The organism is Nocardioides sp. (genome assembly GCF_036274455.1).
Classification (GTDB): Bacteria; Actinomycetota; Actinomycetes; order Propionibacteriales; family Nocardioidaceae; genus Nocardioides.
In genome coordinates, this window is record NZ_DASUFR010000069.1 from 13,862 (window position 1) to 25,489 (window position 11,628).

An 11,628-nucleotide genomic window follows, 5' to 3' on the forward strand; every position below is an offset into this window, starting at 1 on the left:
CTCAGCAGACGACGTCGAGCGCCCCGGGCCGCACCTCCACGACGGCGGGCTCGTCGGCCAGCCCGGGAAGCCGGCCGAGGGGCTCGCCGTCGCCACCGACCGGCACCGGCCGCGCCGAATCGGCCCCGAGCTCGACCCGCTTGCCGGTGAGCAGGGTGACCTCCGGCAGGTCGACGTGGCCGCCGTCGTACACCTTGGGCAGCGACCGCATCAGCGCCAGCCTCGAGGCGGCCTCGATGACGACCACGTCGAGCACGCCGTCACTGACCAGTGCCGCCGGTGCGATCTTCATCCCGGAGCCGTAGAACGCCGAGTTGGCGACGACGACGCTGGCCGCGGCGTAGTCGCGCTCGACGCCGTCGACCGAGACGCGGAAGTGCGCCGGGGAGTAGGTCGCGAGCGCGCGGAGGGCGGCGTATGGGTACTGCGCCCTCCGCGGCAGGCGGTGGGCCTTGTCCACGATCTCGCCGGCCCGCGCGTCGACGCCGGCGTAGACCGAGCCCGCAACCACCCGAGCCTGGGCACCCGGCAGCGTCAGCGAGACGAGGTCGACCGATCGCACCTCTCCCTCGAGCAGCCGCGCGGCCACGGCCGCCGGGTCGGTCGGGAGCCCGAGCATGCGCGCGAAGTCGTTGCCGCGGCCGGCCGGTACGACGCCCAGCGTGCCGCCCGCCGCCGAGACCAGCCCGGCCAGCGAGGAGAGCATCCCGTCACCGCCGACGGAGACCACGACGTCGCCGCGCGACACCGCCTCCTCGACCAGTGCCTCCATCGCGAGCGGCCCCGGTGAGTAGGTGACGTCGACGGACGCACCGGCTACCCGCAGGTGCCGCGCGACCGGGACGACCGCGGCCGGTGCCGCGCCGCCCCCGGACGTGGGGTTGACCAGGAAGGTGAAGGTCCTCACGGGACCAGCACCCCCGGATTGAGCACCCCGGCCGGGTCGAGGTCGGCCTTCACCGCGCGCAGCACCGAGACACCGAGGTCGCCGATCTCGTGGTGCAGCCAGGGCCTGTGGTCGGTGCCGACCGCGTGGTGGTGGGTGATGGTGGCACCGGCGGCGACGATCGCGTCGTTGGCGGCGGCCTTGGCCGCCAGCCACTGCGCGAGCGGGTCGCCGGACTGCTTGGCCGCGACCGTGAAGTAGAGCGAGCAGCCGGTCTCGTAGACGTGCGAGATGTGGCAGAGCACAAGAGTCCCGACACCGAGCGCGCCCTCGAGCGCGGACTTCACGGCGGTGTAGAGGCGCTCGCGGCTGGACCAGAACGTCGCCGTCTCGAGCGTCTCGACCAGGACCCCGACGTCGAGCATCGAGTCGCGGAGGTACGGCGCGTCGAACCGGCCGTGGGCCCAGGCCTCGCCCGGCCCCTCTCCCGCCGGGGTCCCGCCCAGCTCGGCGAGGAGCCGCGAGACCGCGACCCGCTTCGCCTCGACGGCACCCGGGGCGCCCTCGTAGCCGGCGATCATCAGGCACCCGCCGGACGACTCACCCCCGATCTCCTCGGGACGGGCGAGGTTGATCGCGGTCTCGGCCTCGTCCGAGAGCCGGAGCACCGTGGGCAGCAGGCCGGCCTGGGCCACGGTGCGGATCGCGTCGGCGCCGGCAGCGAACGACTCCCAACGCCAGCCCTCGTAGACCTTCGTCTCCGGCAGCCTGCGAACCCGGACGGTCACCTCGGTGATGACGCCGAAGGCGCCCTCGGAGCCGAGGAACAGCTGGCGCAGGTCCGGACCGGCGGCGCTCATCGGCGCCGAGCCGAGCCGGAGCTCACCACGCGGGGTGGCGACGCGGAGGCCGACCACCAGTGAGTCGAAGCGGCCGTAACCGGCACTGGACTGGCCCGACGAGCGAGTGGCCGCGAACCCGCCGATCGTGGCGAACTCGAACGACTGCGGGTAGTGGCCGAGGAGCACCCCCTCGCCCGCGAGCAGGGTCTCGGCCTCCGGACCCCGCAGGCCGGGCTCGAGCACGGCGGTCATCGACTCGTGGTCGACGGAGACCAGCCGCTTCATGCGCACCAGGTCGAGCGAGACGAGCCCGGCGAAGCCGTCCCGCCGCGCCGCGAGCCCGCCGGTGACACAGGTGCCGCCGCCGAACGGGACCACGGCCACGTGGTGGTCCACCGCCCAGGCGAGGACCGCCGCCACGTCGTCGTGCGTACCGGGGCGTACGACGACGTCGGGCGCGTCGGACAGGTCGCCGGCGCGCGCCCTGAGCAGGTCCGGCGTCGACTTGCCACGGGTCCGCAGCCGCCGGGTCTCGTCGTCGGTGAGGACGTGCTCGCCACCGACGACCTCCCGCAGCGAGTCGAGCAGCGCGGTCGGGAGACCCGGCGGCGGGAGGACCACGTCCGCGACGGCCGGCGTCTCGGCGTGGCCGAAGGCCAGCTCGACCAGGCCGCGGGCCGACTCCGGCAGCTCCGTGGCCGATGCCGGGTCGCCCCAGCGCTGGGGGTGCATCTCGACCTGCGCGGTGACGGTCGGACGCGGCAGCTCACTCATGCGTTACACTGTGACATATGACGTCACTTCGTCACAACACCTCCGAGCGACCGGCCTCGGTGGACCGGGAGCCGCGCGACGGCTACCTCGACGCGGCCCGGGACTGCATCCTCGACGTGGGCTGGCGGCGTACGACGCTGACCGAGGTCGCCCGCCGGGCGGGGGTGTCCCGGATGACGATCTACCGCACCTGGCCCGACATGCCGACGCTGCTCGGGGACCTGATGACCCGCGAGTGGGCCGGGGTCGTCACCGACCACGTCAGCGCCGAGGGGCCGGCCATCGACCGGATCACCGACGGCGTCGTCGGGACGGTCCGCCAGCTGCGCCACAACGAGCTTTTCGTCCGGATCGTCGAGCTCGACCCCGAGCTGATCCTTCCCTACCTGTTCTCGCGGCGGGGCCGGTCGCAGGAGCTGATCCTGCAGCTCACCGCCGAGGCGGTGGCGGCCGGCCAGCGCGCCGAGGAGGTGCGGCCGGGCAACCCGGTCGCGATCGCGCGTGCGCTGCTGCTGGCCGCGCACGGCTTCGTCCTGTCGGTGCACACGATGGTCGACGACGAGGTGTCCGAGGACGACCTCGACGCCGAGCTGGCCCTCCTGATCCGGCGGACGCTCGCGCCATGACCGCCATCACGCCCGGGCTCGCGGGTGCGCCCACCGACGTCGACGTCGTGGTCATCGGCCTCGGCATCACCGGCACCGGCGTCGCCCTCGACGCGGTGACCAGGGGGCTGTCGGTCCTCGCTGTCGACGCGCACGACCTCGCGTTCGGGACTTCACGCTGGTCGTCCAAGCTGGTGCACGGCGGGCTGCGCTACCTGGCGGCCGGACAGGTCGGGGTCGCCCACGAGAGCGCGGTCGAGCGAGGGATCCTGATGGAGGTCACGGCGCCCCACCTCACCCACGCCATCGGCACGCTCATCCCCATCACCGACGCCGTCACCAGGCGGCAGACCACCGTGATCCGCGGCGGTCTGCTCGGCGGCGACCTGCTCCGCCGCGGCGCCCGCACCAGCAAGGACATCCTGCCCAGGCCCCGCCGCATCACGGCCGCCGAGGCGCTGCAGCTGGCGCCGCCGCTGCGCACGGCCGGGCTGCGTGGAGCGATGCTCGGCTGGGACGGCCAGCTCGAGGACGACGCCCGGCTGGTGGCGACCGTGGCCCGCACCGCGGCCTTCCACGGCGCGCGCGTTCGCACCCACGCGCGGGTGCTGAAGACCACGGGCACCTCCGTCGACCTCCGCGACGAGCTGACCGGCGGCTCCCTCCGCGTGACCGCCCGGACCGTCGTCAACGCGACCGGCGTGTGGGCCGCCGGCCTGGTCGACGAGATCAGGCTGCGCCCCAGCCGCGGCACCCACCTGGTGCTGCGGGAGGAGTCGGTGCCGGGGCTGCGCGCCTCGGTCTACGCACCGGTCCCCGGCCAGACCAACAGGTTCGTGCTGGTGCTCCCCCAGCCCGACGGCACGGCGTACGTCGGCCTGACCGACGAGCCCGTCGAGGGCCCCGTGCCCGACGTCCCCGAGCCGACCGAGCCCGAGATCGGGTTCCTGCTCGACGTCGTGTCGGCGGCCTTCGAGCGGCCCCTGCACCGCTCCGACGTCGTCGGGGCGTACGCCGGGCTCCGGCCGCTGCTCGACGCCGGCCCGGGAGAGACAGCGGACATCTCGCGCAAGCACGCGACGCTGGTCAGCCGGACCGGCGTGGTCACGATCGTGGGCGGCAAGCTCACGACGTACCGCCGGATGGCCGAGGACGCCGTCGACGCCGCGGTCGCCCACGCGCAGCTCGACGCCGGGCCGTGCCGGACCCGCACGCTCCCTCTCCTCGGCGCCGCCGACCGAGCCACGCTGGCCGCGCTGGAGCTGCCGCGCCGCCTGGTCCGCAAGTACGGCACCGACGCCGCGCTGGTCCTCGACACCGCGCGGTCGGTGGGGCTGAGCGACGAGGAGGCGCTGGCGCCCGTCGCCGACGGCGTCCCGGTCACCCTTGCCGAGCTGGTCTTCGGCGTGACCCACGAGGGCGCCGCAGACGTCGACGACCTGCTCGACCGGCGGACCCGGGTCGGGCTGGTTCCCGCCGACCGGGCGCTCGCCGTACCGGCTGCCGAGCGGGCGCTTCGGTTGAGTCGGGAGTTCCGCCGGTCGAGTCCGGAGTTCCGCCGGTCGAGTCCGGAGTTCCGCCGGTCGAGTCCGGACTCCTCGCGGCGGAACTGACGAATCGACCGGCGGAACTCCCGAATCAACCCCGACCGATGAGTTTCCGCCTCGACCCATGTCGGTACGCAGAGGCAGACTGGCGAGAGGCAGGGCGACCCCCATGTCGACGGTGACGACGGTGCAGGAGCGCAGCTTGACCACCCACGAGCAGCACGACCCGACCCTCGAGCTCGAGGACTTCCCGAAGCTCACCGAGAAGTACCAACGCGAGCTGCTCGCCCACTGTTATCGCATGAGCGGGTCGGTCCACGAGGCCGAGGACCTCGTGCAGGAGACGTTCCTGCGCGCCTGGAAGGCCTCGGCGAGCTTCCAGGGGCGCTCGTCGGTGCGCACCTGGCTCTACCGCATCGCCACCAACGTCTGCCTCACCAACCTGGAGAACAAGCCGCGCCGCCCCCTCCCCGCAGGGCTCGGCACGCCCGACCAGATCGCCGGCGACGCGCTCGAGGAGAACCACGAGATCGCGTGGCTCGAGCCGATGCCCGACGCCGCCGTCGCGGTCGCCGAGCGCGACTCGATCCGGCTGGCCTTCGTAGCCGCGCTGCAGCACCTCCCCGCCCGGCAGCGCGCGGTCCTGATCCTGCGCGACGTGCTCCGCTGGTCGGCCGCCGAGGTGGCCGAGGCGCTCGACACCACCGTGGCGGCCGTCAACTCCGCGCTGCAGCGCGCGCACGCGCAGATGGCCGAGCGGGGGCTGACCGAGGACACCGTCGAGGAGGAGCTCGACGGTGGCCAGCGGATCCTCCTCGACCAGTACGTCGACGCCTTCTGGCGCAAGGACATCGACGCGATCGTCACGCTGCTCAGGGCCGAGGCCATCTGGGAGATGCCGCCGTTCACCAGCTGGTACCTCGGCAACGAGAACATCGGCCGGCTGATCGCGACCCAGTGCCCAGGCGGGATCAACGACATGCCGATGATCGAGACCCGGGCCAACGGCCAGCCGGCGTTCGGTCTCTACATGCGCAGCCGCGAGGGCGGGTTCGAGCCTTTCCACCTCCAGGTGCTCGACATCCGCGACGGCAAGGTCGCGCATGTCGGTGCGTTCTTCGACCCGGCGCTGTTCGCGACGTTCGGGCTGCCCGCCCGGCTGCCCGAGGGCTACCGCCCCGGCGACCCCGTCCCGGACGGTCCGGTCGCGAGCGGCGACCACGTCCCGATGGGCCACGAGTCGGTCGCCTCGGACCGCTGACGAGATGACCACTGCGCTCGTCGGCGCGGTTGAGCTCCTCGAGCGCTCCTTGGCCTACACACGGGGCACGCTCGCCGGCGTCCGGCCCGAGTTGCTGGACGCGCCGACGCCCTGCGCCGGATGGACGCTCGGCCGCTTGCTGGCCCACATGGAGGACGCGCTCGACGCGTTCACCGAGGCGGCCTCGGGCCGGGTGCGGGTCGACCCGGTCCCCGAGACGACCACCCGGGTCGAGGCGCTCCGCGAGAAGGCCTGCGTGCTGCTCGGCGCCTGGGCGGCGGCGCAGCCGACAGTGGAGCAGATCGCGGTCGACGACCTCGGCCTCGACGCGCCGCTGCTGGTGGCCACCGCCGCGCTCGAGATCACGGTGCACGGGTGGGACGTCGGACAGGCCACGGGCGCCCGGACCCGCATCCCCGACGACCTGGCCCGCGGGCTGCTCGGCGTCGCGGGCCACGTGATCGGACCCCTGGACCGAGGCCCCCGGTTCGCCTGCGCGCGGCCGGTGCCGCCGCACGCGTCCTACGACGTCCGGCTGCTGGCATGGACCGGACGTGCCGCTCCTCACATGACTGAACCACTTCTGTGTAATCCCCCCGAACCCCCGTCGCAGCGGGGCCGCGCTTCCTAGGCTCTTCCCATGGCTGGGGTCCCGTCGCTCGACAGCGCCATCGCGCGCGTGCGCGCCGGCGCCCTCAGCGAGGGGCTGGAGCAGCTCCTGGCGCTGCACGCCACGCACGGCCCGGACTCCTCCGAGCCGCTGCCGGACGTCGAGCTCGCCACACTGCTCGCGGCACTCGTCGACTGCCGGCTGGCCCGCGGCGACCTGGCGAACGCGATGACGCTCGGCGAGGAGCTGACCCCCCTCCTCTCCGGCACCGGTCTCTCGGCGGCGCTTGCACACCAGGCGAAGGGCGAGGTCTGTGCGGCCCTCGGGGACGCCGAGGCTGCGGTCGCGCACTTCGTGACGGCCGGCCAGCTCGCCCCCGACGCGGACGTCGACACCCTGCCCTGGCGGGCCGGCGCCGCGCTGGCGCACCTGCGCACCGGCAACGCACGCGCGGCGCGGTCCCTGGCCCAGGAGCACGTGGAGCTCGCGCGCCAGGACGGGTCGCCGTACGCCATGGCCGGCGCGTTGCGCACCCTGGCCGCGGTCGACGCCGGCCCGGACCGCATCCAGCACCTGCTCCGCGCCCGCGCCGTCCTGGCCGGGACCGAGGCGGAGCGGCTGGCGGCCCAGATCGACACCGACCTGGCCGGGCTGCTGCTGCTCACCCACGTGCCGGACGCCGAGCGGGCACTGGCCCTGCTCCGCTCGGCCGAGGACCACGCCGGTCGTCAGGAGCTGTGGCCGCTGCAAGGGCGCGTACGCCGGCTGCTCGACCGGCTCGGCGAGCAGCCGCGGAAGGTGCAGACCGAGGCCATGGCCGCTCTCACCGTCTCCGAGCGCCGCGTGGCCCGGATGGCCGCGGACGGCCTGACCAACCGCCAGATCGCCTCCGAGCTCGTGGTCACCGTCAAGGCCGTCGAGTGGCACCTCTCGCACGTCTACCGCAAGCTCGGGATCTCCTCGCGGGGCAGCCTGTCCGAGACGCTCGGCGCGTCGGCCTGACCGGGGACCCGCAGGCGGACCCGGCCCAGCCACGGCCGGCCCACGAGGCGCGCCCTTCCTAGACTCTCCGCATGCCGGAGGCGCTGATGCACACCGTGCGCCGGATGGTCGGGCGCGACCCGCGCGAGCCCGGCCGCGCGTCGACCCCGCTCGAGCTGCTCTTCGACCTGACCTTCGTCATCGCGTTCGGGGCGGCCTCCGACGAGCTCGCGCACGCGGTGGCCGAGGACCACGTGGCCGAGGGCGTGCTGGCCTTCTGCCTGGCGACGTTCGCGGTGACGTGGGCGTGGATCAACTTCACCTGGTTCGCCTCGGCCTACGACACCGACGACTGGCCGTTCCGACTCACCACGATGGTGCAGATGCTCGGCGTGCTCATCCTCGCCCTCGGCGTGCCCGACATGTTCGCCTCGGTGATCGAGCACGACGGCCACCTCGACCTGCGGCTCATCGCGGTCGGCTACGTGATCATGCGGCTGCCGATGGTCGCGCAGTGGCTGCGGGCCGGACGCTCGGACCCGGCCCGCCGGGCCCTGTGCTCCAAGATGGTCTGGACGCTCGTGGCCGCCCAGGCCGGCTGGATCCTGCTGGTCGTCCTCAACCCGTCGATGAGGTTCACCGTGGTCGCCGTGGTGGTGCTCGTCGGCGTCGAGGTGCTTGGACCGGTGCTCGCCGAGACCATGCACGGCGGATCGCCCTGGCACGGGCACCACGTCGCGGAGCGCTACGGCCTGATGGTCATCATCGCCCTCGGCGAGGGGCTCCTCGGCACGACGGCCGCACTCGGTGCCCTGGTCGAGGACGGGTGGACGGTGGACGCCGCGATCCTCGGCCTGGCCGGCACCGCACTCACCTTCGGCGTCTGGTGGACCTACTTCGTGGTCCCGTGGGGCCACCTGCTCACGGCGTACCGCCACCGCTCGTTCGGCTGGGGCTACGGCCACATCCCGATGTTCGGTGCGATCGTCGCGATCGGCGCCGGGCTGCACGTCGCGGCCTACTACCTCGACGACGAGTCGCACCTCGACGCCACCGGCACGGTTCTCGCCGTGGCGCTCCCGCTCGCGGTCTACGCCGCGTGCCTCTACCTGCTCTACGCCCAGATCACCCGCACCCTCGACCCGTTCCACATGGTGCTGATCGCAGGCACCGCCGCCCTGGTGGTGATCCCGGTGGTGCTGGCGACCGCCGGCGTCGACATGGTGTGGTGCCTCGCCGTCCTGGCGCTGTCGCCGTGGGTGACCGTCGTCGGTTACGAGACCGTCGGCCACCGCCACAACGCGAGGGTGCTCGCGGCGATCGACGGCTGATCCGGGACGTCATGAGGGCCGTCACCGTCGCGGCGGCGTGAGCGCGCACCGCCTGATCGGGCCATGCGGCACTGGCCCACCTGCGTCGTTGTCAGCCACTTCCGGCAGGGGCAGACTGCCAAGGTCAGGGAGGCAGCGTGGTCGACCCGGTCGAGACCATGGGGACCGTCAGCGCCGAGGAGCACGAGAGACTTCGACGCAGCCACACCGCGCTCCAGGAGCAGCTCGACGCGGTCACCGAGGTGCTCGGTGCGATCGGCAGGTCGGGGGGCGACCCGGAGGCGGTGCTCACCACGATCGTGGAGAGCGCCCGCCGGCTGTGCCGCTCCGACGCGGTCCAGCTCTACACGATCGAGGGCGGTCTCTACCAGCTGGTCAAGGGGCTCGGGCTGTCCGACGAGACGATCGCCTACATCGCCGATCACCCGATGCCGATGAACCGCGACACGATGATCGGACGGGTCGGCCTCGACCGCACGGCCCACCAGATCCCCGACGTCACGGTCGACTCCGAGTACGGCCGGCTCGACCTCCAGCGCATCGCCGGCTTCCGCACCACGATGGGCGCACCCCTGATCCTCGAGGACGAGGTCGTGGGCGCACTGGGTGTCTGGCGCAACGATGTCAAGCCGTTCGACGAGCGGGAGATCTCGATCATCACCGCCTTCGCCGGGCAGGCGGCGATGGCGATCAACGGGGTCAAGCTCGTCCAGGAGCTGCAGAGGCGGCGCACCGAGCTCGCCAGGAAGGTGGACGAGCTCGAGGCGCTCCGGAGCGTCGGGGAGACTGTGAGCTCGACCCTGGACCTCGACGAGGTCCTCGCCACGATCGCCACGCACGCCGTCGAGCTGTCGGGGACCGACGGCGGCTCGATCATGGAGTACGACGAGCAGGAGCGGCGCTTCCTGGTGCGCAGCGTCTACCGGACCTCCGCCGAGGTGGTCGCGCGGCTGCAGGACGCCCGCATCGGCATCGACGCGACGCTCGTCGGCCGGGCCGCGGAGGAGCGTCGCCCGATCGCCGTACCCGACCTCGGCGCGGTCGCTCTCGACCCGCACCTGCAGGTCCTCTTCGACGACGGGTGGCGGTCGCTGGTCGCGGTGCCGATGCTGCGCGAGGACCGGATCGTCGGGTCGCTGATCGTGCGGCGCAGGGCGACCGGCGACTTCAGCGAGGAGGTCGTCGACCTGCTCGAGACCTTCGCCAGCCAGTCCGCACTGGCGCTGCTCAACGCCCAGCTCTTCCGCGCGCTGGAGGAGCGCAGCGATCAGCTCGAGGTCGCCAGCCGGCACAAGTCGGAGTTCCTGGCCAGCATGTCGCACGAGCTGCGGACCCCGCTCAACGCCGTGCTCGGCTTCTCCGAGGTCCTCCTCGAGCGGATGTTCGGGGAGATCAACGAGAAGCAGGAGGACTACCTCCGCGACATCCACAGCTCGGGCAAGCACCTGCTGGAGCTGCTCAACGAGATCCTCGATCTCTCGAAGGTCGAGGCCGGCCAGATGGAGCTCGAGTACGCCCAGGTCGACGTACCGGCCGTGCTGGAGTACGCCGCCTCGATGCTGCGCGAGCGTGCCTCCGCGCACTCGGTCGAGCTGCGGGTGGATGTCGGCGCCGAGGTCGGAGCGGCCGAGCTCGACGAGCTCCGCTTCAAGCAGGTCGTGCTCAACCTGGTGAGCAACGCGGTGAAGTTCACCCCGGACGGCGGCCGCGTCGTGCTGCGCGCACGCGAGGCCGGCGACGAGCTGCAGGTCTCGGTCGAGGACTCCGGCGTGGGCATCCCGGAGGCCGACCGCGAGCGGATCTTCGAGTCCTTCCAGCAGGGTGGTCGCGGGGCCTCCCGGGAGGAGGGCACCGGCCTCGGCCTGACCCTGTCGCGCCGGATCGTCGAGCTGCTCGGTGGCCGGATGTGGCTGGAGAGCGAGGTCGGGCACGGCAGCACGTTCGGGTTCGCGGTCCCGGTCCGCCGGGCCCGCGCCGAGCCCTCCGCGGCCGGTCCGGACGGTGCCACGTCCATCGTCGTGATCGAGGACGACCGGCCCTCCCTCGACCTCCTGACCGCCTACCTCTCGGGCGCGGCGATCAGGGTCGTGGCCGCGCGCGACGGGCACGCGGGCCTCGAGGCGGTCCGGCGTGAGCAGCCCTCCGCCGTACTGCTCGACATCCGGATGCCCGGCATCGACGGGTGGGAGGTGCTCGGGACCCTGAAGGACGACCCGCAGACCGCGCACATCCCGGTGGTCGTGGTCTCGATCGTCGACGAGCGGTCCCGTGGCGCCGAGCTCGGTGCCGCCGGCTACCTCGTGAAGCCGGTCAGCCGCGACGACCTGGTGAGCGCCCTGAAGGCCATCGGTCTCCCGGTCGCCGCCTCGGTGCCCGTGGCAGGAGGGCAGAAGTCATGACGGCCCCCCGCATCCTCGTCGTCGAGGACAACCCCAAGAACATGAAGCTGGTCCGCGACGTCCTGGAGTACGCCGGCTACGAGGTGATCGAGGCGACATCGGGCGAGGACGGCGTCCGGCTCGCCGAGCTCGAGCGGCCGCAGCTGATCCTCATGGACCTCCAGCTGCCCGGCATGGACGGGACCGAGGCGCTGCGCCGGATCCGGGTCGGGCGCGATGGTCGCGACGGCCAGGACACCCCGGTCGTGGCGGTGACCGCCTTGGCCATGGACGAGGACCGGGCCCGGGCCCTCGCGTCCGGGTTCGACGGGTATGTCGAGAAGCCGATCAACGTGCGCCGCTTCCGCGAGCAGGTGGAGGGCTTCCTGGCCGGAAGGAGCCGACAGTGACCG

At 73.0% G+C, this 11,628-nt stretch carries 10 protein-coding genes; 8 read left to right on the forward strand and 2 right to left on the reverse strand.

The window, feature by feature from the left end:
* Position 1 precedes the first annotated feature (1 nt).
* Both VFV89_RS06325 and VFV89_RS06330 read right to left on the reverse strand, forming a co-directional pair.
* On the reverse strand, positions 2 to 907 hold the full coding sequence (locus VFV89_RS06325) for a diacylglycerol/lipid kinase family protein (protein WP_329705068.1): 906 nt from the start codon (positions 905 to 907) through the stop codon (positions 2 to 4).
* Positions 904 to 2,502 carry an FAD-binding oxidoreductase gene (locus VFV89_RS06330; protein WP_329705069.1) on the reverse strand — a complete coding sequence of 533 codons (1,599 nt, stop codon included), beginning with the start codon at positions 2,500 to 2,502 and terminating at the stop codon, positions 904 to 906. The genes VFV89_RS06325 and VFV89_RS06330 overlap by 4 nt, the downstream gene beginning before the upstream one ends.
* Positions 2,503 to 2,519: 17 nt before the next feature.
* Between VFV89_RS06330 and VFV89_RS06335 the strand changes: the two genes are divergently transcribed.
* The 8 genes from VFV89_RS06335 to VFV89_RS06370 all read left to right on the forward strand — a co-directional run bounded on the left by VFV89_RS06335 (position 2,520) and on the right by VFV89_RS06370 (position 11,625).
* Positions 2,520 to 3,128: a helix-turn-helix domain-containing protein gene (locus VFV89_RS06335; protein WP_329705070.1), complete on the forward strand. Its 609-nt coding sequence runs from the start codon at positions 2,520 to 2,522 to the stop codon at positions 3,126 to 3,128.
* A complete protein-coding gene (locus VFV89_RS06340; RefSeq protein WP_329705071.1) occupies positions 3,125 to 4,720 on the forward strand; it encodes a glycerol-3-phosphate dehydrogenase/oxidase in 1,596 nt (531 codons plus the stop codon). Before VFV89_RS06335 ends, VFV89_RS06340 begins: the two co-directional genes overlap by 4 nt.
* A gap of 136 nt (positions 4,721 to 4,856) precedes the next feature.
* Positions 4,857 to 5,915: a sigma-70 family RNA polymerase sigma factor gene (locus tag VFV89_RS06345; RefSeq protein WP_329705072.1), complete on the forward strand. Its 1,059-nt coding sequence runs from the start codon at positions 4,857 to 4,859 to the stop codon at positions 5,913 to 5,915.
* 4 nt (positions 5,916 to 5,919) lie between these two features.
* Positions 5,920 to 6,546 (forward strand): TIGR03086 family metal-binding protein, encoded by a 627-nt coding sequence (locus VFV89_RS06350; RefSeq protein ID WP_329705073.1) that lies wholly within the window; start codon positions 5,920 to 5,922, stop codon positions 6,544 to 6,546.
* A gap of 792 nt (positions 6,547 to 7,338) precedes the next feature.
* Positions 7,339 to 7,527 (forward strand): helix-turn-helix domain-containing protein, encoded by a 189-nt coding sequence (locus VFV89_RS24830; protein WP_414690352.1) that lies wholly within the window; start codon positions 7,339 to 7,341, stop codon positions 7,525 to 7,527.
* Between the two features lie 71 nt (positions 7,528 to 7,598).
* A complete protein-coding gene (locus VFV89_RS06360) occupies positions 7,599 to 8,837 on the forward strand; it encodes a low temperature requirement protein A (protein WP_329705075.1) in 1,239 nt (412 codons plus the stop codon).
* 137 nt (positions 8,838 to 8,974) lie between these two features.
* Positions 8,975 to 11,236 carry a GAF domain-containing protein gene (locus VFV89_RS06365; RefSeq protein ID WP_329705076.1) on the forward strand — a complete coding sequence of 754 codons (2,262 nt, stop codon included), beginning with the start codon at positions 8,975 to 8,977 and terminating at the stop codon, positions 11,234 to 11,236.
* Positions 11,233 to 11,625, forward strand: a complete 393-nt coding sequence (locus VFV89_RS06370; protein ID WP_329705077.1) for a response regulator — start codon at positions 11,233 to 11,235, stop codon at positions 11,623 to 11,625. Before VFV89_RS06365 ends, VFV89_RS06370 begins: the two co-directional genes overlap by 4 nt.
* The last annotated feature ends 3 nt before the right edge of the window (positions 11,626 to 11,628 follow it).